The organism is Bacillus sp. CH_48 (assembly GCF_038008465.1).
Classification (GTDB): Bacteria; Bacillota; Bacilli; order Bacillales; family Bacillaceae_G; genus Bacillus_A; species Bacillus_A thuringiensis_S.
The window spans coordinates 3794757-3817797 of record NZ_JBBOZF010000001.1; the positions used below are offsets into that span (position 1 = coordinate 3794757).

Consider the following 23041-nt stretch of genomic DNA (forward strand, 5'->3'; position numbering starts at 1 on the left):
TATTAAAAGTAGATTTGTTAGAAAGGATAATCATTTATTGATATAATGAATGGATGCGTGGCAGGAAATAGATAGAAAGATACTGCTAGTAATTTATACTTAAAATGTAGGGAGATTGAACAGAGTTATGGGGAATGAAAAAGAAATTAGTTCCGCTAAATTAATATGGAAGATGACGCGCCCACATACATTAACGGCGACGTTTTCTCCTGTAATTTTAGGAACAGTGGCATCACTTTATGTTGCCAAAATTGATTGGCTTTTATTTATTGCGATGATGCTTGCATGTTTAGCATTGCAAATCGCAACGAATTTATTTAATGAGTACTATGATTTCAAACGTGGATTAGACACTGCTGAATCCGTTGGCATCGGTGGCGGAATTGTCCGTCATGGATTGAAGCCAAAAAATGTGTTAACAGTTGCGCTTTTATTATATGTCGTAGCAGCTTTTATTGGCATTTATATTTGTATGAATAGTAGTTGGTGGTTAGTGGTTATTGGTTTAATTGGAATGGCGGTTGGCTATTTATATACAGGTGGTCCATTACCAATTGCGTACACTCCGTTTGGAGAATTAGTTTCTGGATTGTTAATGGGGACATGTTTTGTACTTATTGCTTTCTTTATTCAAACAAATACGATAACGATTGAAAGTGTATTGATTTCCATTCCAATTGGGATTTTAGTAGGTGCAATCAACATGTCGAATAACATCCGAGATATCGAAGAAGATATTAAAGGTGGAAGAAAGACGTTGGTAATCCTCCTTGGGAGAGAAAAAGCAATAGTAACACTAGCTGTAGCCTTTTTCATTGCTTATTTATGGATTGCGGTGATTGTATTGATGGGTTATATAAGCCCTTGGGCATTAGTTATGTTCCTAGGTTTGAGAAAGCCAATCTCTGCTATTCAAAGTTTCCAAAAAGGAGCAAAGGACCCTGGGTATATGCGCATCGCAATGAAATCAACAGCAATGACAAATACGATTTTTGGCTTCTTATTATCGGCAGGATTATTAATTAGTTATCTGTTTTAGATAAAAAATCTTGTTAAATAACTTAACCCCAATTTCTCAATTTTAATATGGAGAAATTGGGGTTTTTATTTTGACTTTGTTTAATGCTAAAAACAGTTTCATTTGAAATATAAATACCAATAAATTGCAACTTCATCATTTTCAATATCTAAACCTTTATAAACAAGAAAATCAAACCCACCAATTACAAATCCACATTTTTCATAAAATTTACATGCTGCGACATTATTATTTTGCGTTTCAAGCATGATCCCGGGCATGTTGCCTTCTTTTGCCCATCGCTTTGCCTGATCAACCAATCTTTTACCAACTCCGAGTGTACGATATTTTTTATCCACCGTTATATCTTCTATGTAAGCATAGTGATTCCAATTCTTTTTCAATACCATTAATCCAATGATTTGGTTATGTAACAGTGCTATGTAAATGACTTGATTAGGTTTATTTATATATTCATTGTAAGCCAGTTCTTCATTATCATCTTGATTTTGTAAATAACTTTTTTCATAACTTGGAACGTCTTCTACTGTATATTCTATGCGTCTATTTACTTTGGAAAGAGAAAGAATTAACCGAGCATTCACTATAAAACTGTCATCGATCTTCGGGAAATTGTCTAAATCATTTTTTTCTAACTCTCTAATTAAAAGGTTCATCGGAGCACCTCCACATAATAATATTTCTTCTAGTTCTTTATTTGATTCAAATTAATTCCAATTACAAAATTATAATAGAATTTCAATAGTATGGCTAACTCAGTATTTTATCTTTATAACAGTATACTATTATCTTGATATAAAAATTTTGTTTAGAAAGAGTAGTATTTTTTATTTTGGATGTATATCCAGTTTTCAAATTTAACTGTATTAGAGAAAACAATATTTTTCTAAAGAGTGGATGCAGTACGCTATTCTTTAACTAATTTCGACATTATCTGCATTTTATCTTCACCTTCCTCTATTAATCTATTTATTGTAAATATCAACTGGAGTTAATGCTTAGCTGTATAAATAATGAATATGAAAATTAGTAGGGAAAGGATCGAAACATAATGAAAGAATCACAAAATAAGAAAAAAACAAATGTAGGAACTAAGGCAATACTATCTCTAGGGGTTGTTTTAGCAACGACCTTTTTCACATTCTTTTTAATTGGGAAATGGAACTCTATCCCAGCGAAGGGAGTAGCTAATGAAAGTAGTAATCAAGTTAATACGCAACAACAAGAAAAGAAAAAGGAAACACCACCAGCAAAACAGAAAAGACCTGATGGAAAACCGGTAGGAAAGGTTGTTTATTTAACATTCGATGACGGTCCTAGCGAATTAACTGGGAAATTTTTAGATGTACTAAAAGAGCAACATGTTGCTTCGACATTTTTTATGCAAGGTAGCAATTTACAGAATACCGCTTTTCAGGAAAACGTAAAGCGAGCAGTAAAAGAAGGACATTATATTGGTGCTCATAGTATGACACATAATAGTGATAAGTTATACAAAAAAGGACAATTTGTACCGGAGATGAAAGAAACGTTAGCTCTTATCCATAATATTACGGGTACAACTCCTAAACTAGTTCGTCCGCCATATGGATCTGCACCAGGATTAAAGGGCGAGGAAATTCGTAACCAAATTGTAGAAGCAGGAATAAAAGTTTGGGATTGGACGATAGATTCAAATGATTGGAAATTAAAAGGTAATCCACAGCAAATTATAGAGAATGTAAAGCGTACAACAACAGAAGATGTGGAAGTAGTTCTAATGCATGAAAAACCACAAACATTACAAGCGCTTCCTGAAATTATTAAATTTTATAAGGAAAAAGGATATGAATTCGGGGTATACAATGAAGCGGATCATTTTCAACTAAACTTCCAGAAAGATCAACGTCTATAGTATCAAATAAATAAATTAAGAGCATGTTCTGATTCATCTTTCTTCAGGACATGCTTTTTTTGCTTGTTTCTATAAGCTCATTAGTACCAATTTAACAAAGCATCAGTTACAAGTTACTTTATGGATACCTCATTTTAGAATAACTAACTTATAGAAAAAATTGAATAATTTTCATGTGTAAGGAGATTTTAAGAAGGATATAGAGGGGATATTTTCCTTTTGTTTTCTAGATAAATGATTACTTACCCAAAACATTATAGTGGAACGGTTTCTAAAGCTTGTCTGTCAAGAAATCCTAACACTAAAGTTCAAGTATAAAAACATAAACCACTCGATAAATGGGGTAGTATGATGAAAAAACTTAGTAGAAAGCGTTTGAGAAAAGATATTCAGGAACTTGAGAGTGCAAGTATGCTGCTCCATAATAATCAAGAGTGTGAACTCAAGCAGAATGTATCTGCGAATGAAGAAGTTTTGAGACAAGTTTTTGAAAATTGTTCCGATATTGTTTTTCGTCCAATAATCATAGATAGTCAAAATGAAATTCTTTTTATTTATATAGATGGATTAATCGACACTAAAGTTGTGGAACAAGTTGTTTTGAAACCAATGATGTTCGAAGGTCTGCCTAGTGGAGTAAAGAGTGTGGATTCGGTAGGAGAAATTATACAAAATCAGCTAATTGCGGTTTCTCAAGTAAAGACAATCTCTAAAGTTCGTGAGGTTATAGAAGCAGTATTGAAAGCGAATATCGTCATTTTAACAGAAGGAGAGAGTCAAGCTCTAGTCGCTGATTTAAAAGGTTTTGAAAAACGAGGTATTGAAGAGCCGGCTGCCGAGATCTCTGTTCGTGGCCCTCGGGACGGGTTTACGGAAACAATAAGGGTCAATACGAGCCTGATTCGCCGAAGAATTCGAAGCCAAAAACTAAAAATGGAACCTTATTCGATTGGGGAATTGTCACAGACAGATGTGGTAATTGCCTATATTGAGGGAATTGCACCTGATTCGGTTTTGGATGAAGTTCGCCAAAGGGTAAAGCGAATTCAAATTGATGGAGTGTTGGAGTCAGCTTTCATTGAAGAGTTTATTGAGGACCAACCCTTTTCTCCCTTTCCACAAATTCAAAATACTGAGCGGCCAGATGCGGTTTGTGCAAGTTTATTAGAGGGGAAAGTCGCCATTTTAGTAGATAACACACCTTTCGTTTTGATCGTTCCTATGACATTTTGGACAGGTCTGCAAGCAGCGGAGGATTATTATGAACGCTCCATCTACACAACTTTTGTTCGATGGATTCGTTTAATATTAATTAATATTTCATTATTTCTTCCTTCTCTCTATGTTGCTATTACAACCTTTCATCCTAAATTAATTCCGACAAATTTGCTTATTAGTATTGCAGCTGCGCGAGAAGGCATTCCTTTCCCGGCTGTCATAGAAGCGCTAATGATGGAGTTTTTATTTGAAGGTTTGAGGGAAGCGGGGGTTCGGTTACCAAAACCTGTTGGATCCGCAGTTAGTATTGTCGGAGCACTTGTTATCGGGCAAGCTGCTGTGCAAGCAGGTATTATTTCGGCACCTTTGGTCATTGTTGTGGCGACGACCGGTATTGCGTCATTTGCATTCCCGCGCTACAACTTAGGAACAGCTTACCGGATGTTACGCTTTCCTATGCTGTTATTGGCAGGAATGCTCGGGCTATACGGTGTTGCAATAAGTACCCTTGCGATTTTGATTCATTTAACTAACATTCGTTCTTTTGGCATTCCGTATTTAAGTCCAGTTGCACCTCAGACTCCTCGTGATTTAAAGGATGTTTTTCTCCGAACACCTCGTTGGAATATGACCCACCGCCCAATAATGGTATCTGGTGAAGAGAAAGTCCGTTTTCCAGGTGGACAAAAGCCAGATGAGAAACGGGGAGGGGAAACAGAATGAGCCTGCACAAGGCACTCTGTATGATACTGGTCATTTCTTTATGCTTCTTGACGGGATGTTGGGATCGGACAGAATTAAATGATTTGGCAATAGAATTAGGATGGGGACTTGATCAAGCGAAGAATAATAAGATTGAAATTAGTGCTCAGTTTATTATTCCATCAAAAATGGGAATGGGACAGAGCGGAAGAAGTAATGCAGGAAAAGCGTTTTTTACAGAATCGGGAACGGGAAAGGATACACATGAAGCTATACAAATGATGCAAACAAAAATGTCGAGAGAAATTTTTCGAGGGCACCAGCGTGTAATATTGATTGGAGAAAAAATGGCTAAAAGTGGTCTTGCTCCAGTTTTAGATGCATATAGCCGCGATCCTGATATTCGATTACGAGTAGGTGTGTTCGTCATAAAAGGGAATACTGCAAAAGATTTTCTGAAAGCGTCCATCCCTTTAGAGTCTATCCCGGCACTTGGGGCACTTAAAGAGCATATGCAAATAGAGGCAGCGGGAGATATGTCTTTATTAAATTTTCTTATTGCTGGTACGAGTGATGGAATCACCCCGATTTTGCCCGTTATTAAACTAAATGTGTCTCATGAAAAAGGTAAAACCGTGGTCAAAGGATTTCAAATTGTAGGCGGTGCTATATTTAACAACGATTTCAAATTGGTAGGATACTTGAACATGCAGGAATGGTTAACTACTCTTTGGATAGTGAATCGTTTAAGTAAACAGACAGTTACAGCAACGGCCTCTAAAGGAAATGGTAGTGCAAGTTTATATATGACAAAGATCAATAGAAAAATCATACCTACTATACAAGGGGACACAATTAAGTGTGACATTGTTTTTTCTGGTGAAGGAACAATTCAGGAGAACAATACGAATTTAGATCTTTCGCAGCCAAAAAATCTTACTCTTTTAGAACATGTATTGGAAAAACAGTCCGAAAAGGAAGCTCTCCAAACTATTAAAAAGGTTCAAAAACAATACGGAACCGATATCTTTGGATTTGGAGAAGCCATTCATCAAAAATATCCATCCGAATGGAAAGGGTTAAAAAAGAATTGGAGTAAACAATTTCGAAAAGTGGAGGTTTCTGTTCATACAAAGCTTACTATTCGGCGAGTAGGACTGACTGGACCACCGTTGCAGTTGAAGAAAAATGAAATGAAAAAATAAGGAGGAATATAGAGTGTGAGAAATTCGATGAAAATCTCTGGCAGGCAAATCTTTTGGATGATGTTCACATTTGAAGTGGGACAATCACTCCTTCTAGTTATTCCAGCGACGATTCGTACTGTCAAACAAGATGCGTGGATCTCGATTTTGATTGCAGGAGTGATAGGGGTTGCTCTTACTTTTTTGGCAACTACACTTGGTTCGCTTTATCCGAAACAAACTCTCATTGAATTTAGTCAAACTATTCTTGGTAAATGGCTAGGAAAGCTACTGATGATTCCTTACTTCTTTGGGTGGTACATGATAATTTGGATAACCGTCCGTGAATTTGGTGAATTCATTATTATCGCTTTGTTTCATAATACACCTTTGTGGGTCATTGTCTTTACTGCGATGTTATTGCTCATTTTTATCATTTACCAAGGAGGGGTGGAAGGTATTGGACGTTTAAGTGAAATCATAGGGCCAATTGTACTTTTAATGATAACGTTTATAATCATTTTGAATGTTGGCAATATGAATTGGGATTATATGCGGCCTATTTATCACGATTCTGGCTGGCTTCCCATCCTTAAAGGTTCCTATACCCCTGTAGCCGCATTTTTTGGAGAGGCTGTTATGATGATGATGTTCGTTTTCTTTATGGATAAACCAGAGCAAGCGCCATCAAGGGCGATGTTGGGGGTAGGATTAGCCGTTTTCATGGTAACAATCGGAACATTAGCGGTCATTTTAACATTCGGTCCGAATTTATCTTCAAGTTTTTTGTATCCGGTTTACGATTTGAGCCGATACATATCTGTCATGGAGTTCATTCAAAATGTGGATATTTTGATAGTTATTATTTGGTTTTTTAGTATTTTTGTGAAATTGGCGTTATACATGTTTATCGCTTGTTATGGAACAGCACAAATATTTCATTTGAAGGATTGGCGAAAAGTAGCGTTAGTTCTTGCTCCTATTTCGTTCATCATAGCTGTGTCAGTTAAAAATATCCAAACATTTACCCATTATTACTACATATTTTTCGTAATTCCAATTGCATTTCCCGTTTATGAGCTAGGGATTCCTTTACTGTTATTGGTGGTTGGCAAAATTCGAAGGAAATATGCATAAGCCCAATCGGTAATATATTTGGAGGACAGGTATACTTTTAGTTTTTTGACTAATATAAAAAGAGAAAAATCCTACTTATAAGTGTAGGATTTTTCGTTTGTATATTACGTTACAAGAGTTTTCTTATTTTCTCCGGAATGTCCTTTTTAGAAATGTATGCAACAGAGTCTTTATAGTAAGAGTATTATGTTGGAGATAATCAAAAAAACGTATATTGCAATATAAAAATTCACTTTAATACTAAAGGATACATGACAACGATTCCTATAAATTCTTCTCAATAATTGAAAATAAAATCAATCCAGATTATTATATTGTTATTGTAATTACATTTTATTGAAGGAGGATACAAAGATGAAAAACTCAAAAGGCTCTATTGAATCAGAGATAAGCAAAGCAATTACTCACTGGGAAAAGGACTACCTAGGACGCGGGTCTATATCCGTTAAGACAGATATATTACGGGATATGATTATCGTAAATTTACAAGGTGTTTTAACGCCGGCTGAATATACGGTTTGTGAAACAAAAGACGGTATGCTAACGATAAAGAAAAATCGTTCGGAGCTAGTTGAATCTGGAATTGATGATCTGAAAGAGATTATACTAGAATTAACTGGAGAAAAAGTGAAAAGCTTTCATACGGATATAAGCTCCCGTACAGGCGAACGAGTAATGATTTTTAAATTGCTTCATAATCTTGAGGAGAAATTTTAAAAATACCTTAAGGTTAGTGGAAGGATTAAGAAACCTACAAGTTTTGCACTTTATTAACAGGCTAATAATTAAAAACTTGAAGTTATTTAGGTATAATAAATCTTAATTCTAATAACTCTTAAAAAACGGATAAAGAAATTGACAAACTGCTTAATATGGTTTATCTTATAATTGTTTTAAAAAATTGATAGATGCTCATTTTAACAGTTTGCTATAATTAAGGCTTTAGCATTTTTTTAATATGTAATATTGACTAAATGAAAAAGTTTCTTAATTAAAAGATAGCTTATAACATAAATTGATATATTGATTGCATAGTCTAGGAGATCAGAAATATACATTTCTTTTTAACAGGAGTAATACATACATTATTATCCTCTATAAAATGGGAGCTCTTCAAAAAACTTTATTGAAGTTAGTTGAAGGGAAACCGACAATCTCCATAATTCAATGATGATATAAAATCATTGAATTATGGAAGTTGTCGGTTTTTTTTATGGGAAAAAACGATGTACTAAAAAGAGTGAATGAAACTTGAAATTAAAGAACTATCTTACTTAAAAGGAATTTTTATAGGTTATTTTCGTTTGGAAGGGAGTATTGTACATGTTAATTTCGCTGAGTTCATCAACACTGTTAACATTATTTTTTATGGCGCTTAGCGCTTCTTGGCTAAGTGGATTATTGTTTTTACATGCAAGGATACCTTTACGTTTTGTTCATATCCATATTGGTATCGCTGCATTGCCTTCATTGGTTTCTTTACTCGCACTTGTTAATAACAATGGAGATAGAGTTGTGGGACCTTGGCATCTAGATACTTTAGCTTGGTTCATGGCTTTCTTTGTTCTTACAATTGGCTTAATTATTCAGCGCTTTTCTGTACGTTACTTAATGGGGGATCACTCATATCGAAAATACTTTGCACTTTTTACATTTACTACAGGTGTATCTTCGGTTGCATGGTTAAGTGACGATCTTCGCTTAATGCTCATTTGTTGGGGAGCAACGCTTATAGGATTGGTTCTACTCATAGGGCTAAATAAAGGTTGGAAAGTAGTTAGTGAAGCAACTAAAATCTCTGGCTATTTATTTACAATAAGCTGGATCGCCTTGCTATCAGCTATCATTTGGCTTTTTCAAGGCACTGGACAGTGGCAGTTAACATCAATTTTAACGAATGAAAATGTAGCGCTACATGGAACATTGGAGAGAACAGGAATTAACTTATTAATTATATTAGCGGTGATGATTCCAGCAGCACAATGGCCTTTTCAAAGATGGTTAATTGAGTCAGCTGTAGCTCCAACTCCTGTGTCTGCTATTATGCATGCTGGTTTAGTAAATGCTGGCGGTATCATGTTAACTAGATTTTCACCTCTTTTTCATGATGATATTGCACAAATCATTTTACTAATTTTCTCAAGTATTTCTATCTTAATCGGAACAGGAATTAGCCTAGTTCAAGTTGATTATAAACGTCAGCTAGTGGGATCAACTATTGCACAAATGGGGTTTATGCTTATTCAATGCGCATTAGGAGCCTATTTAGCGGCTGTTATTCATTTGATTTTACATGGTTTGTTTAAAGCTACACTGTTTTTACAAGCTGGTTCTTCCGTGCAACGTTTTGGGGCAGTGAAGCAGTCTAATGAAAAGATATCTGATTTATGGATTATGGTCGGACGTGTTTTCGGATTATTTATAGCGATTGCTTTTTGGTTTACGACTTCTGGAGAAGGGTATGAATTAGTTAGTGCGTTCATCTTAGGGTGGTCATTATACTTTTCATGGAAACAGCTTGTTGTTTTTGGAGAGGGAAGAATGGGACGAATTGTTGGCGTATTTATTTTAGCTGGTTTTTCTCTCATTTATTTTACCGTTCATAATTCTCTTTACAAATGGTTGCATACTGACATGTATCAAAGTGTTCAACCTTCAGCTCCAGCTGTTATCTTTGTTATATGTATTTTACTATTTAGTAGTGCTATTAGTACTTTCGTTACTCGTAATCAATCTTCTACTTTATTCGCTGTACTTTATCTTTGGTTAGTTCGAGTAGGTGAGGCGAGAAGAAAGTCAGTAGAAAGTCACCCAGGCTATCTGAAACATTATGTATCAAAGGGAGGTAATTCGTGATGAGCATATTGTCAATATTAAAGAAAGATACAAATATTGATATGCAAGAAAATAATATAAATGATTTAGTTGCATCTGCTAGCCGAGTGATTGCACCACTTTGGCCTATCTCTACGTTTGCAGCTCACCACCCTTGGATGGGACTTGAAAAACAATCATTTGAACAAGTTGCAGATTGGTTAAAAGAAATTCGTAATGTGGATATATATCCGAGTGCTGCTATGATTCATTCGGCAAAGGCAAAAGGGGAGATTGAGGAATCATTTTTACAAAGTGGCTTGTCTCGTTGGCTTGATTCACAATCTTTTCATATCCCGCGAAAGAAAGTGGAGCAGTTTTGCCAAGTAGCTTTAAAATTAGAGGAATTACCTTCTAGTCTATTATCATTGCCAGAAGTAAATAAACTGGCAGAAGAAATGAGTTATATAAATACAGAGAGTATGAAAGACTCTTCTTTGCAACCTGTAAGTTCACTTATAGAGAACCAAAAGGGTGAAAACCTATCTGATATTCTTAATTATCATATCATTAAATGGTGTAAATTATATCTTGATGACTCCGGATCAAGTTGGACGATGCCAAATCGAGAGAAAGGTTTTTATCGTGCATGGCAACACCTTATTAAATTTGATCCAGCGCTCAGTAAAAATGAGCGTAAAGTTTTAAAAGATTGGCCACAAGATGCCCAAGTAGCTTTAGCGAGAGCATTATCTGAACTAGGAATTTCTGAATCTAACATACAAGCTTACCTTGAAGGGCACTTACTTTCTTTGCCTGGGTGGGCAGGAATGATACGATGGCGCTCACAACAATCAATTCAGGAACAGGAACTCCTAATAGAATATTTAGCAGTTCGAATTTCTATGGAGCTGGCTATTACAAAGCCTTATTTACCTTTAAAAAATCAAAAGGTTGAGAAAAAAGTTGCAATTGTCCCGCTTATAGCTTCTTGGATCTATTGGGGGAATATTTCAACACGGGAATGGTTACAAATGCCTGCTGCTGAACAAAGTGAATTATTAGTATTCGCTTATCGTTTTGATGAAAATATTCGTAGGAAACTTTGGCTGGAAGCTTGGGAACAGACGCATGCAGAGCAATTAAGGAAGAAGATTGCTTCTAAACAACGTGCAACTAATGATAAAAAGCATGTATTAGCTCAATTAGCATTCTGTATTGATGTACGTTCAGAACCGTTTCGTCGCCACCTTGAAAAATTAGGTCCGTTTGAAACATTTGGAATAGCTGGTTTCTTTGGATTACCAATTGCAACTAGTGAACTAGGTAGTAATAACAACCATCCTTCTTTGCCAGTTATACTCAAACCGAAACATCAAATAAAAGAGCTCACAAATGAAAATGAACTTAAATCTTATGAGCAACGTAAGAGGGTAGGCAGTTCGGTACGTTATACATTTAAAACGATGAAACAGAACGTACTGACGAGTATGGCGCTACCTGAGTTAAGTGGTCCTTTATTTGGTCTACAAATGGTGACAAGAAGCTTTGTCCCAAGAGGAGTTGGTGGTTTCATTCGTAACCTTCGTAAAACTATGTTACAAAAACCTGATACAACATTCTCCCTTAATCATGTTCATGACACAAAAGGTGAGATACCTATTGGTTTTACGAAAGAAGAAAAAGTGAATTATGTGCGTCAAGCTTTAAAAATGGTGGGACTGACAGAAAAATTTGCTCCTTTAGTTGTAATGTGCGGACATAGTAGTCAAAGTACGAACAATCCTTATGCGGCAGCACTTGAGTGTGGTGCTTGTGGCGGAGCAGCAGGAGGATTCAATGCAAGAGTTTTTGCGACTTTATGTAATCTTCCAGAAGTGAGAGAGGCGTTGTTTGCTGAAGGTATTAAAATTCCTGAGGATACCATTTTTGCAGCAGCTGAACATAAAACAACAGTGGACGAATTGGAATGGATTTACGTCCCAAAACTTTCGAAAACTGCGCAAGAAGCGTTTGATTGTATTGAGACGATTATGCCAAATGTGAGCCAACATGCAAATAGAGAACGTTTAACGCAATTACCTAATTTTAAAACGAAAATAAAAAATCCGAGTAAAGAGGCACATCGATTTGCAGAAGATTGGAGTGAAATACGTCCAGAATGGGGATTAGCCCGTAATGCATCTTTTATTATCGGACAGCGTGAATTAACTCAAGATTGTGACTTAGAAGGTAGGGCTTTCCTTCATAATTATGATTGGAAACAGGATGAAAGTGGGGATATATTAGCTAACATTATTGCAGGACCAGGAACAGTTGCGCAGTGGATAAATCTACAATATTACGCATCAACTGTAGCTCCTCATTATTATGGTAGTGGAAATAAAACAACCCAAACCGTAACGGCGGGTCTCGGTGTTATGCAAGGGAATGCTAGTGATCTGTTGCCAGGCTTACCTTGGCAATCGGTTATGCAGTCAGATAGTGAGACGTATCATTCACCACTTCGTTTACTAATTGTCATTCAAGCACCTATTGAATATATAGAACGTTTGTTAAATAATGATTTCACATTTCAAGAAAAAGTTCAAAATGGATGGGTTAGACTTGCAAGTGTTGATCCAGAGGGACGCTGGAAAAACTGGTAACAATTATTATTGTTACTAGCTTAAAAGTTTCATAAATACAATAATGAAGAAGGAGTGCTCCATATGAATTCAAAGAATAAAAAAGTTTTATTATTAACAGACATTGAACACGGAATAGAGCCTAGCATCCAACAAGTAACTAACATTCAACAAGAAAACATGTTGACTATACACAGCTATGATTCTGTAATTGTACATCCTTATGGAGATATAATGAGATCTATTATTATTGCTATTTATCAAGAAAATGTTGAAGAAATTTTTGTTGTAGGAATAGAGGATAAAGAAACTTCTCCAGTTAATCTACAAATTCAACGTGATTTCATAAAAAATAACAGGGAACTAGACTATCTCTTTGAAAATTGCATGCCTGAATTTTCAAGTGGTAGCCTCGATGAATGGCTAAGTGGAAAAGAAAATGTTAGTGAAAATATTGAGAAGAGTATAGATATGATTTGTCATCATCCACTAGTACCGTCTGATGTTAAAGTTCATGGTTTCAAGATTGATAGAATAGGGGAAAAAGAAACGGTTGTTAAAATTCCTACTAATAAAATAGTTGAAAAAGTTAACTAATTTATTAAAGACAAATAAATTCTTATGTATAAATTGCTGTTGTATAATAAATTTTATTATGTTTTAAGAATCAGAAGAGGTAGCCATGCAAAATAAAATTATCGTTATGTTTCAAAAAGATTTTCGTTTATATGATAACCCAGCGCTATTTGAGGCTGTTCAGTCCGGTGAGGTTCTTCCGGTATATGTACAAGATGAAGATTTTTTAATGGGGGAGGCGTCAAAGTGGTGGTTGCACCATGCTGTAATAGATGTAAAGAAGCAACTTGAGGCATTGGGCTCTACTTTAATAATTCGTAAAGGACGTACGGAGGAAGAAATACTTTCTCTCATAGAACAATTAGATATAACGGCTGTATATTGGAATATTTGTTATGATCCGGACAGATTACAATCTAATCAAAAAATGAAAATGATGTTAGAGGATAAAGGTATTATTTGTAAGGAATTTAATTCGCATTTATTATTAGAACCGTGGATTATAAAAAAGAAGGATAACACTGAATATAAGGTGTTTACGCCTTTTTACAATGCATTTCAAAAGCAGGTAATACCTAAACCTATTAGCAAAGTGCAGAGTATAAAATGGGGAAGCTCTTTACCAGCAAGCTTATCTGTTTCAGAATTACACTTGCTGCCAACTATACCGTGGACATCTCATATTGAATCAATATGGGAGCCTACAGAGGAAGGGGCATACAAAACATTCAAGAAATTTTTCTCTAGCAAATTAGCCTCTTATAGTGAAGGAAGAGATTTTCCAAATCAAAATGCTCATTCGATGTTGGCGCCATATCTTTCATTTGGCCAAATATCAGTGAAGTTAATGTATCATTACTTAATAAATAAAAGTACCGAAAGACAATGTAGTCTTTTTGAAAAACAAGTGAATAGTTTTATACGCCAATTAATTTGGCGAGAGTTTTCTTATTATTTGCTATATCACTATCCGTTTACAGTATATAAACCTCTTAATAAAAACTTTGAACATTTTCCGTGGAATAAGGAAGAGGAGTTATTAAGAGTATGGCAAAAAGGTGAAACTGGTTATCCGTTTATTGACGCGGGAATGCGGGAGCTTTGGCAAACAGGTTTTATGCATAATCGGACAAGAATGGCTGTAGCCTCTTTTCTTGTAAAGCATTTGTTAATTCCGTGGCAAGAAGGAGCAAAATGGTTTATGGATACACTACTAGATGCTGATATTGCAAATAATACAATGGGATGGCAATGGGTTGCTGGAAGTGGAGCAGATGCATCACCGTACTTTCGTATTTTTAATCCTATCACACAAGGAGAAAAGTTTGATAAAAATGGAGAGTATATAAGAAAATGGGTACCAGAATTAAGAGATATACCGAATAAGTATATACATAAACCTTGGGAAGCACCTGAGCATATTTTACAAAAGGCCAATATAAAGCTTGGTAATACATATCCTTTGCCAGTCGTTGATCATAAGGCAGCAAGAGAGAGAGCACTGTGTGCATATAAAAGTATGAAAGAGTTCGTATAAAATAGATTAAACGATATGTATTTGAAATTTAAATATTAGAAATTTATCCATTACAAGGACATACTAATCATATAAAGTTTCTAAAACCTTCTATTGAAAAAGGAGAATATTTATGAAAAAATCTAGTATTATAGTATTTTTACTAACATATGGTTTGTTTTATGTTTCTAGTGTTTTATTCCCTATTAATCGTACTTGGTATGATGCGTTAGAAAAGCCGTCTTGGACACCTCCTGGTATGACAATCGGAATGATATGGGCTGTATTATTTGGACTTATTGCATTATCAGTTGCAATTATTTACAACAACTATGGATTTAAGCCAAAAACATTTTGGTTTGTATTCCTTTTAAATTATATATTCAATCAAGCATTCAGCTATTTTCAATTTAGCCAAAAGAATTTGTTTTTAGCAACAGTAGATTGTTTACTAGTCGCTATTACTACGTTACTTCTCATTATGTTTTCTTCCAATTTATCTAAAGTATCGGCATGGTTGCTAATCCCTTATTTTTTATGGTCTGCATTTGCTACATATTTATCTTGGACAATTTATAGTATAAATTAAAGACGGAACTAAAAATTTGAGCACAATAAAAATGCTCGAGTTTTTATGTTTATTAATGATAATCTAAAGTATAGAATATATACATCTTAGGGAGGTCATACATATGAAGAAATGGATGAAAATTGTTCTGTACTCTTTACTTGGTATTTTACTTATAGGGAGTATTACTTTTTTTACTTGGTCCCAGTTTACTTACAAACCAACGAAAGAGGCTTTGTCGTTAGTGGATGATAAAAAAGATGAAGATAATATAGTTTTTGGACAGAAAGATGCTAAAATAGGGGTTATTTTTTATCAAGGTGCTAAAGTAGAAGCTGAAGCTTATAGTTACTTAGGAGAAGCTCTTGCAAAAGATGGGCATTTTGTAGTAATGCCTAAGTTACCATTAAACTTAGCGATACTTGGAATCAATGCGGTAGATAGTGTAATTGAACAGTACCCTGAAGTTCAAAAATGGTACGTTGCTGGACATTCAATGGGCGGAGCTATGATTTCTAAGTATGCCTTTCAGAATGAAGACAAGGTAGATGGGATCATTTTCTTAGGCTCTTATCCTGCAGATGATTTCTCTACAAAATCGATTCCAATGTTATCTATTTATGGAGAAGTAGATGCTTTAGCAACTGTAGAAAAAATAGAGAACAATAAAAAGTTAATGTCAAAGAATACAACTATGCACATGATAAAAGGCGGAAACCATGCTCATTTTGGCATGTATGGTGAGCAAAAAGGTGATAATGCAAGCTTAATTACGTCAAAAGCACAACGGGATGAAACAGTTAAAGTAATTGAAGAATGGTTGTTAAAACAATGATAACGAACTTAATAAATCGATCGAAAGAATTCTCCAAACGGTAGATGGGAGCGATAATAAAGAGCCAACTCGTACGAATTGGCTCTTTTATTTCTTTGCTATCTCCAATTGTCCCCTTATTTTCTCTGGAATGTCCTTTTCAGAAATAATATCGTAGGAATAGACATACTTACCTTTCACATGAATTTTTAAGTAAATTTTTCTTGTAAAATCATTAGGCGTGTTCGTTCCAACTTTATATTCTTTTTCATTGCTTAATTCATCAACACCTTTTAGTGAGTACATAGCTCTTCCTTTATGATGATAATCTGGAACACCATATCCTTTCGCAACGGCATATACATTCTTTTCTTCAGCAATCGGATTAAATCTGTCTAAATCTCCGCGTAATATGAAAGGTAGTAAGTATATAGGGAGGCCTATTCCTAGTATGCAAATTACAAATTTCTTCATGATCGTTTCTCCTCTTGTTCATTTACATGATTCAGTATAGAAAAAAATTCTTATAAATATAGAGGGAAATTCCTTAAGGTTTTCTTAATAAAGTTTAACCGTGTGAAAAAAGACTAACTTGAGCAGTAAGCTTACGGAATGAATAGCCAAATAACCTGTTTTCTTTATTTTTTGAGGATAGGTTATTAGGTTTTATATTGGTATGAGTGAATTAAGAAATAAGTGAGATTTAGGAAATAGAATAAATTTATTTTACAGTAATAAGAGAATTAACTAAATAAATGAGAGTGAGAACAATTAAAGAAAGCATCTAGTGGGGTGCTTTTTTCTTTTGAAACAGAGAATCTCATGGGTCATTTACATGTAAATTAGTGCTGTGCTTCTAAGTCCTTGGAAAATCCAACAATAAAAAAAGAGGGGGAGGGCATTTTTTATTGAAGTTTGTTAATGATAGATTTTTAATTAGTTAGGGGGGATCGTAAAATAGATTATTAATCTCTTTGATAATTTTTATTTTCCTTATAGTTGGCATACTGTATTAGAAATTTTAAATTTTGAAAGGAGAATCAATAAGTATGGGTAAGAAAAGAAGAACAAGTAATAAGTTATTACTTGTTAGTGCGATTTTTTCAATAACAATTCCCTCAGTCTCATATGCGGAGGAAGTAATTTTACCTGAAAATTTTACGAGTTCTTCAAGTTTGTATGAGGGACGGAATACGGAAGTATTGAAAACAGGCTTATATCCTGATACATATAATTATCCGTTTAACCATCAATTTATTTCGAAATTAAAGGAAGCAAACACAACTATAAAAAAAGTAGAAAATAGTGATGATGAAAATCCTATTATATCTACTACTCTTTCATTTATTCGCCATATGAATAGTGAAGATTATAAATCTGCATTTGATTTAACCTCAAGGTCATTACAGAAAATAATATCCGAAGAATGGCTGAAGAGCTATTGGGAGGGACTCCCAGTTCAATTACAAGCAGGTTCTTTTATAGAAATTGGAGAGGTTACACAAAAAGAGACAAATCCTGTTCATACAAATGTGGAGATTCAATTAGTTTTTGAAAAAATGACTGTACCTTTACTAATTAAACTAGATCCATCTGGAAAAATAGACGATTTTCAACTCAGCATGTCGTTTAGTCCTGTTGCTGAGCGTCCGTCATATAGTAAGCCTGAATCATTTGTTGATAAAGAAGTAGTAGTTGGAAGTGGTGCATTTCCATTACCAGGAACATTGTCGGTTCCAAAAGGAAATGGTCCTTTTCCAGCGGTTATTCTTGTTCAAGGATCAGGAGCAACTGATCAGGATGAAACAGCGTTTGCTTTAAAACCGTTTCGCGATTTAGCTGAAGGTCTTGCATCGAAGGGAATTGCTGTCCTTCGCTATAATAAAAGAACTTATGAACATGGGTTGAAAACACAATTTAGTCCCTTTTATACAGTTGATAAAGAGACAACAGATGATGCTCTTCTTGTAACTCAATTTCTTAAAAATGAGCCTCTAATAAATAAAAATCAAATTTATATTTTGGGTCATAGTCAAGGTGGAATGATGCTTCCGAAAATGATTGAAAAAGACCAAAATAATAATATTGCTGGGGCAATTGTAATGGGTGGGCCAGCTCGTACGATCCAAGACGTTGTTTTAGATCAATTTGAGTACCTTTTTTCTATTGGAGCAATGAATCTAGATGAATATAAATTCTACAAAGCACAATTTGAATTATTAAATGATCCAAATTTCTCTAGTCAGAATCCCCCAAAAGATTTTTACTTAGGATCAGCAATATTTTGGGATTCTATCCGAAAAATTAAAGCAGCCGAAATGTCAAAAGAACAAAAGACACCGCTTCTTATTATTCAAGGGGAAAGAGACTATCAAGTTCAATCAAAAATCGAAATTCCTCTTTGGAAAGAACAATTAAAAGAACGAGATAACGTCGATTATCGACTATATCCGAAGTTAAATCATTTCTTTACAGAAGGTGATGGAGAAATAAGTAAACCGGATGAATATTATAGTCCTGCTAATATCCCTGAGTATGTTATAAATGACATTGCTGCTTGGGTGCAAGGAAGATCGCAATTAAATTAGCAACTATATGTTTTAATAAAGACTTTCTTTCTGTAATCAAAATAGAAATATTTTTATTAGGTTATATGTTTTTTTTTAGCACTCTTTGAAAAGGAGTGCTTTTTTATTTTTCTATGATTTCTATAAAACAATGTGCTTACCTTCCAAACAAATCGTTATTTGGAGCGCTTTTATCAAAGCAAAGTTCTTGTGACATTTCTTTGATATTAAAAACATGAATAACCTATTGTGTAAAATTTTTCGAAAATTTAGGTTTAACATCTTTAAAATAGGTGTATTACATATTACATAACAACTAAATAAAAAAATAAAAAATCTAAAGGAGGAAAAATACAATGCACAAGAATGAAAGAAAACCGGTGGTTCATGAATATGAAAATGAACAGGAAGTAGTTATGAAAGTAAAAGAGCTAGAATTGCAAGGGATTCACCAAGATGACATGTATGTCTTAACACATGAAAAACATCTAACAAAAAAGATTGCGGATGATACAAACACAAATACGATTGGAGTAAAAGAACAAGGATTGGGAACAAGTATTATCAACTTTTTCTCCAAAAAAGGGGACGAACTTCGAAATCAAATGGAAGAAATGGGATTGTCGAAGGAGGAAGCTAACTTATATGAAGAAAAACTAGATCAAGGGAGGATTTTACTCCTAGTAACAGCTGAAACACCAATGGCGAGTGATAGGAAGTCGCAAACCTATCATTCTCTCTAATAGATTGCAATAGGTAAGGTAATTATTTTAAGTTGTAGCATTGAAGAAAATAAAAGTAGAGAAGGGTGAGAAAAATGAAACATACAATATTTAAATATGCTGTGATTGGGATTACGACCGGAGTCATCGTCTCCCTATTAAAAAAAGAAAATCGGAAAGCTATACAAACAAAAGGAAAAAGCGTAAAAGAAAAACTACAAGAAGGAAACATAAAGGAAACATTGGAGAAGGTAACTGAGACAAGTAAACAATTCTCTGCAACTGCAGCTAATGTTGCAAAACAAACATTACCACAATTGCTTACAGCCACACCAGTTGTCATTTCTACCATTAAAGACTTAACAGAAAACGAAAGTAACAAAAAGAAAAAAGATGAAAAGGATTACGAAATAAATGAAAATAGTAGGAACCTAGACGGAGAAAAAACGAAAAATGAAAAGAAATATGTGAAAGAAGGGAAAGAAGAGAGTGCCTAGATTTAATTCTTAAAAGAGAAAGTGAGGAAAAAAGTATGAAATCTCTGTATGCAATTGATGTAGGAATTGGCTTTACCAAGCGGGCATATCGACAGGATGTAGATTCTGAGATGACGATTAAGAGTGAAGCTTCCACACTAGCCCCTGTACCTAATCATACTGACAGTGAAGATTTAACAAAGGTGAGTTTTATAGACTTAGACTTTGCATACTACATGGGAAATGAAGCACATCAATCTGACGCTTCATTGCTTCCTCCATTTAATGAAGAAATAGAAAATTATTATGAAAGCGAACGTTTTAAACAACAAATATTTGGTTGCATTGCAAAGGATTATAAAGAAAATGTCGTGTTACCTTTAGTTGTTACCGGGCTTCCAGTCACTTGTTTTGGTAGTCAGCACGAGCAATTACAACATGCACTAAAAAAAGAAACTTCCGTGCAAATTGATGGGAAATTTATTAATATTACGGTGGAAAATGCTTTGATTCTTCAGCAACCAGTCGCTTTACATGCCTATTTCTTAAAAGAGGGAATTATTCAGGAACAAGATCGCATCTTAATTATTGATGGTGGATTTCGTACATTAGAAATGGCAGATATGAAACAGAATCTCATTTTAAATCATTATGAGACGGAACTAGGATGTAGCAAGCCTTTGAAAAATATTAAGAATATCCTGCAGAATCATGCGGGTGAAAGTAATCAATTGCATATTAACGACATGCCAAAAATATTAGAAAAAGGATATGGAGATCGAGACGAAAATTATGAGACAAGTCAGGTTCATACTTTGATTCAAAAAGAGTTGGATGCACACTTCCAAGACGTCATACGTGTATTACAAGAACAATTTACGTTAGAACAGTATGATACTATCATTTGGACAGGAGGAATAGTAGATCTCCACAAAAAACGAATTGAAAAAATGCAAAGTGAAATTGCTTCTTTCCGTATGGTAGACGCTTCGAAAGAGGCTGCACTTCATGGATACTACATTATTGGGAGTCAAGTATTTGACGACATCACCAATCAATCTGCATATGAATCCAAATTATAATAACGACTGAAATGGAGTTCATTGAATAGACGTGCCAAATTATGTAGCTTCTTTTCCACATATAATAAATTCTTTATAAGAAAAGATAAAAAGTGCTTGTATAGAGGAAATGTTTAAAATTGAAAATAAAAATAACTAATATATAGGGGGTCTTCCTTTTAAAAGAATAAGACCTCCTATGTCATTTATTTTGTAATTTAGATGATCTAAAAACTTTTCCTTCAAGACATGAATACCTACATACAAATTTCGTATTACGGATATGATTCGATCAAACATAAAACTATTTAGAAAGGAAGAATAATATGGAATGCATAAAAATGACGAAATGGAGTTGGTATCATGTGAAAACTAGTAAGCTTGAAAAACTTTCTTCTATAATCCCCCGTGATGTAACATCTTATTTCTCTCAATTTGTAAAGAAAATAAATTCTCCCTGTGAAAATGGATTATATGTTTATACGTTATCACCAAGCCAAACTTGTGTATATGGTTCGTTTTTATATGATCAAGATAAAAAGGACGCCAAAATTCAAAAATTTCTTCATTATTTTGTAGCTCATGGAATACTGATAACGGTCCAAGAAAAAGAGGAAGAGGATTTTCAAGAATTAATACATAATTTCCCTATGGGTACAAAAAATTGTAATAGTTCTGCTGAAGGATTATGTGCTATCTTATCAATGTTTATATCTCATTATTTGCGAAAGGTTGACTACTTTGAAAACAATTTCAGAAATGTATTATGGGATTTTTATCATCATAATAACATAGCAGTTTTAGAAAGGATTTATCATATTCGTCATGAATTATTTATGAACACACATGTGTTTCGCTTAATACAGGAAGTGTTACAAGGCTTGGAGGAAGCTTGGTTAGAAAACTTAACAAACACCCTTTGTTATAAACAAACACACGTAAAATTAGAGCGTGGATTACAACTTGTTAAAGAGTACCAAGAAGAATTAGACACGATGATTCATTTACAAGAAGTTGTTTCTTCTCATCGTGGGAATGAAATTATGAAAGCTCTTACTGTATTAACTGCTGTGAGTACGCCTTTGACAGCTTTAGGAGCATTATGGGGAATGAATTTTAAATACATGCCTGAACTAGAATGGAAATATAGCTATTTAATCGCTCTCTTATTTATTATTTTCACAACGGTAGGTATGTATATGTATATGCGATTCAAAGGGTGGACAGGTGATTTATTACGAGTAAAGAAAAAGAAATCTTTTTTTAAATCTAATTAGTCCTGTTTATAAAAAATATGATAGATATATAGTTAATAATATTTATTAATTGGGGTAGTGCCACATGCCCATCAACCTAAGGAAAGCAAATACCCCAAAACGAGAAAATTGACATTTCCAGATGAAAATGTACAATTTTTTTGTTTTGGGGATGCTTCAAAATATTAGTTTGATAGCAATGTGTCTCTATCCATATAGGTTCGTGAATTACGGTACTATGACCATATCGTACAGCTAGTTGAGTGTTCAAATGTTTTTGGTCAAAGCTTTTCTCCTAATATCATATGAACTCACTTCATCACTCCATAATTTTTAGGTAGTGAACGATTTTAGATTACCTAAAATCACTATGATATCCTAAATAATATTTAAAAAGCTAAGTCCATACATCGCAGCAACTGTAAAAATGACTGTCCATACTGCTAGACTGACCGTCATCCAACTTATGACGTGTGTCCGGTTAGATCCAAATGTTAAAGCTAATACGGCTGCAATATCAGTTCCTACGAGAATTGGAGCTAGAAGAGCCAAACCTGGAATACCATATCGATCCCATATTTTTCTTGATCGGGTTTCTTTTTTAGAAGGTGTTGTTATACCTTTTTTTTGTTTTCTTGCTGCTTGCCATTTTGCATACTGTTTAAAGAAAAAACCGAGTAATAGAACCAAGATAAGATTTCCTGCAAATGCTGTTACTCCTACTGCGAATGGTTGTAATCCCCATGCGATACCAAGTGGTACAACAATTGATACATCCATCCATGGGGCAAATGCTAAAAGAAATAACACTACATATTGCCATAATGCCCCCGCATTTTGAGCCCACTCCACCATATTGTTTCATCCCCT

General features: G+C 34.4%; 20 protein-coding genes. 17 read left to right on the forward strand and 3 right to left on the reverse strand.

The genetic code is table 11. The features are described 5' to 3' along the window. Positions 1–127: 127 nt before the first annotated feature. A complete protein-coding gene (gene menA / locus N2V92_RS19055; protein ID WP_000526088.1) occupies positions 128–1039 on the forward strand; it encodes a 1,4-dihydroxy-2-naphthoate polyprenyltransferase in 912 nt (303 codons plus the stop codon). A gap of 98 nt (positions 1040–1137) precedes the next feature. Here menA and satA read toward each other — a convergent pair whose 3' ends face one another. Beyond that, positions 1138–1695 carry a streptothricin N-acetyltransferase SatA gene (gene satA, locus N2V92_RS19060; RefSeq protein ID WP_001050464.1) on the reverse strand — a complete coding sequence of 186 codons (558 nt, stop codon included), beginning with the start codon at positions 1693–1695 and terminating at the stop codon, positions 1138–1140. A gap of 395 nt (positions 1696–2090) precedes the next feature. Between satA and N2V92_RS19065 the strand changes: the two genes are divergently transcribed. From N2V92_RS19065 to N2V92_RS19115, 11 genes are all read left to right on the forward strand, one after another. Then, positions 2091–2933 (forward strand): polysaccharide deacetylase family protein, encoded by an 843-nt coding sequence (locus N2V92_RS19065; protein ID WP_000665156.1) that lies wholly within the window; start codon positions 2091–2093, stop codon positions 2931–2933. 348 nt (positions 2934–3281) lie between these two features. After that, positions 3282–4874 (forward strand): spore germination protein, encoded by a 1593-nt coding sequence (locus N2V92_RS19070; RefSeq protein ID WP_170264892.1) that lies wholly within the window; start codon positions 3282–3284, stop codon positions 4872–4874. Continuing rightward, positions 4871–6058 (forward strand): Ger(x)C family spore germination protein, encoded by a 1188-nt coding sequence (locus N2V92_RS19075; RefSeq protein WP_000052107.1) that lies wholly within the window; start codon positions 4871–4873, stop codon positions 6056–6058. Before N2V92_RS19070 ends, N2V92_RS19075 begins: the two co-directional genes overlap by 4 nt. 27 nt (positions 6059–6085) lie before the next feature. Further along, positions 6086–7174, forward strand: a complete 1089-nt coding sequence (locus tag N2V92_RS19080) for a GerAB/ArcD/ProY family transporter (RefSeq protein WP_044798223.1) — start codon at positions 6086–6088, stop codon at positions 7172–7174. 354 nt (positions 7175–7528) lie between these two features. Beyond that, positions 7529–7891, forward strand: coding sequence for a DUF2294 domain-containing protein (locus tag N2V92_RS19085; protein ID WP_000798170.1), 363 nt, complete (start codon positions 7529–7531; stop codon positions 7889–7891). 606 nt (positions 7892–8497) lie between these two features. Continuing rightward, the gene (locus N2V92_RS19090) at positions 8498–10030 is read left to right on the forward strand and encodes an NADH dehydrogenase subunit 5 (RefSeq protein WP_042598256.1); all 1533 of its coding nucleotides are present in this window, start codon (positions 8498–8500) and stop codon (positions 10028–10030) included. After that, positions 10030–12636, forward strand: coding sequence for a DUF2309 domain-containing protein (locus tag N2V92_RS19095; RefSeq protein ID WP_044798030.1), 2607 nt, complete (start codon positions 10030–10032; stop codon positions 12634–12636). Before N2V92_RS19090 ends, N2V92_RS19095 begins: the two co-directional genes overlap by 1 nt. A gap of 63 nt (positions 12637–12699) precedes the next feature. After that, positions 12700–13212 carry a hypothetical protein gene (locus N2V92_RS19100; protein ID WP_001086244.1) on the forward strand — a complete coding sequence of 171 codons (513 nt, stop codon included), beginning with the start codon at positions 12700–12702 and terminating at the stop codon, positions 13210–13212. 85 nt (positions 13213–13297) lie between these two features. Continuing rightward, positions 13298–14728 carry a cryptochrome/photolyase family protein gene (locus tag N2V92_RS19105; RefSeq protein WP_001179976.1) on the forward strand — a complete coding sequence of 477 codons (1431 nt, stop codon included), beginning with the start codon at positions 13298–13300 and terminating at the stop codon, positions 14726–14728. Between the two features lie 112 nt (positions 14729–14840). Next, entirely contained in the window at positions 14841–15296 is a 456-nt protein-coding gene (locus N2V92_RS19110) for a TspO/MBR family protein (RefSeq protein ID WP_000749760.1), read from the forward strand. Positions 15297–15399: 103 nt separating this feature from the next. Beyond that, positions 15400–16110 carry an alpha/beta hydrolase gene (locus N2V92_RS19115; RefSeq protein ID WP_000759148.1) on the forward strand — a complete coding sequence of 237 codons (711 nt, stop codon included), beginning with the start codon at positions 15400–15402 and terminating at the stop codon, positions 16108–16110. A gap of 87 nt (positions 16111–16197) precedes the next feature. Here the strand turns inward: N2V92_RS19115 and N2V92_RS19120 are convergent, their stop codons facing one another. Next, positions 16198–16563, reverse strand: coding sequence for a YxeA family protein (locus tag N2V92_RS19120; protein WP_000714889.1), 366 nt, complete (start codon positions 16561–16563; stop codon positions 16198–16200). Positions 16564–17138: 575 nt separating this feature from the next. Between N2V92_RS19120 and N2V92_RS19125 the strand changes: the two genes are divergently transcribed. The 5 genes from N2V92_RS19125 to N2V92_RS19145 all read left to right on the forward strand — a co-directional run bounded on the left by N2V92_RS19125 (position 17139) and on the right by N2V92_RS19145 (position 22192). Beyond that, on the forward strand, positions 17139–18677 hold the full coding sequence (locus N2V92_RS19125; RefSeq protein ID WP_042598252.1) for an alpha/beta hydrolase: 1539 nt from the start codon (positions 17139–17141) through the stop codon (positions 18675–18677). Between the two features lie 335 nt (positions 18678–19012). Then, complete coding sequence (locus N2V92_RS19130) at positions 19013–19399, forward strand: general stress protein (RefSeq protein ID WP_000549431.1); 387 nt, start codon at positions 19013–19015, stop codon at positions 19397–19399. Positions 19400–19473: 74 nt separating this feature from the next. Further along, on the forward strand, positions 19474–19875 hold the full coding sequence (locus N2V92_RS19135; RefSeq protein ID WP_000683213.1) for a hypothetical protein: 402 nt from the start codon (positions 19474–19476) through the stop codon (positions 19873–19875). Between the two features lie 35 nt (positions 19876–19910). After that, positions 19911–20936, forward strand: coding sequence for a ParM/StbA family protein (locus N2V92_RS19140; RefSeq protein ID WP_016077503.1), 1026 nt, complete (start codon positions 19911–19913; stop codon positions 20934–20936). Between the two features lie 305 nt (positions 20937–21241). Continuing rightward, positions 21242–22192: a magnesium transporter CorA family protein gene (locus tag N2V92_RS19145; protein WP_016077504.1), complete on the forward strand. Its 951-nt coding sequence runs from the start codon at positions 21242–21244 to the stop codon at positions 22190–22192. Positions 22193–22549: 357 nt separating this feature from the next. Here N2V92_RS19145 and N2V92_RS19150 read toward each other — a convergent pair whose 3' ends face one another. Next, positions 22550–23026 carry a small multi-drug export protein gene (locus N2V92_RS19150; RefSeq protein WP_000230643.1) on the reverse strand — a complete coding sequence of 159 codons (477 nt, stop codon included), beginning with the start codon at positions 23024–23026 and terminating at the stop codon, positions 22550–22552. Between the last annotated feature and the right edge of the window lie 15 nt (positions 23027–23041).

Excerpts from the sequence above, each read along its gene's own strand:
- menA (WP_000526088.1), top strand. The coding sequence starts at position 128 with ATGGGGAATGAAAAAGAAATTAGTTCCGCTAAATTAATATGGAAGATG.
- satA (WP_001050464.1), bottom strand. The coding sequence starts at position 1,695 with ATGAACCTTTTAATTAGAGAGTTAGAAAAAAATGATTTAGACAATTTC.
- N2V92_RS19065 (WP_000665156.1), top strand. The coding sequence starts at position 2,091 with ATGAAAGAATCACAAAATAAGAAAAAAACAAATGTAGGAACTAAGGCA.
- N2V92_RS19070 (WP_170264892.1), top strand. The coding sequence starts at position 3,282 with ATGATGAAAAAACTTAGTAGAAAGCGTTTGAGAAAAGATATTCAGGAA.
- N2V92_RS19075 (WP_000052107.1), top strand. The coding sequence starts at position 4,871 with ATGAGCCTGCACAAGGCACTCTGTATGATACTGGTCATTTCTTTATGC.
- N2V92_RS19080 (WP_044798223.1), top strand. The coding sequence starts at position 6,086 with ATGAAAATCTCTGGCAGGCAAATCTTTTGGATGATGTTCACATTTGAA.
- N2V92_RS19085 (WP_000798170.1), top strand. The coding sequence starts at position 7,529 with ATGAAAAACTCAAAAGGCTCTATTGAATCAGAGATAAGCAAAGCAATT.
- N2V92_RS19090 (WP_042598256.1), top strand. The coding sequence starts at position 8,498 with ATGTTAATTTCGCTGAGTTCATCAACACTGTTAACATTATTTTTTATG.
- N2V92_RS19095 (WP_044798030.1), top strand. The coding sequence starts at position 10,030 with ATGAGCATATTGTCAATATTAAAGAAAGATACAAATATTGATATGCAA.
- N2V92_RS19100 (WP_001086244.1), top strand. The coding sequence starts at position 12,700 with ATGAATTCAAAGAATAAAAAAGTTTTATTATTAACAGACATTGAACAC.
- N2V92_RS19105 (WP_001179976.1), top strand. The coding sequence starts at position 13,298 with ATGCAAAATAAAATTATCGTTATGTTTCAAAAAGATTTTCGTTTATAT.
- N2V92_RS19110 (WP_000749760.1), top strand. The coding sequence starts at position 14,841 with ATGAAAAAATCTAGTATTATAGTATTTTTACTAACATATGGTTTGTTT.
- N2V92_RS19115 (WP_000759148.1), top strand. The coding sequence starts at position 15,400 with ATGAAGAAATGGATGAAAATTGTTCTGTACTCTTTACTTGGTATTTTA.
- N2V92_RS19120 (WP_000714889.1), bottom strand. The coding sequence starts at position 16,563 with ATGAAGAAATTTGTAATTTGCATACTAGGAATAGGCCTCCCTATATAC.
- N2V92_RS19125 (WP_042598252.1), top strand. The coding sequence starts at position 17,139 with ATGGGTAAGAAAAGAAGAACAAGTAATAAGTTATTACTTGTTAGTGCG.
- N2V92_RS19130 (WP_000549431.1), top strand. The coding sequence starts at position 19,013 with ATGCACAAGAATGAAAGAAAACCGGTGGTTCATGAATATGAAAATGAA.
- N2V92_RS19135 (WP_000683213.1), top strand. The coding sequence starts at position 19,474 with ATGAAACATACAATATTTAAATATGCTGTGATTGGGATTACGACCGGA.
- N2V92_RS19140 (WP_016077503.1), top strand. The coding sequence starts at position 19,911 with ATGAAATCTCTGTATGCAATTGATGTAGGAATTGGCTTTACCAAGCGG.
- N2V92_RS19145 (WP_016077504.1), top strand. The coding sequence starts at position 21,242 with ATGGAATGCATAAAAATGACGAAATGGAGTTGGTATCATGTGAAAACT.
- N2V92_RS19150 (WP_000230643.1), bottom strand. The coding sequence starts at position 23,026 with ATGGTGGAGTGGGCTCAAAATGCGGGGGCATTATGGCAATATGTAGTG.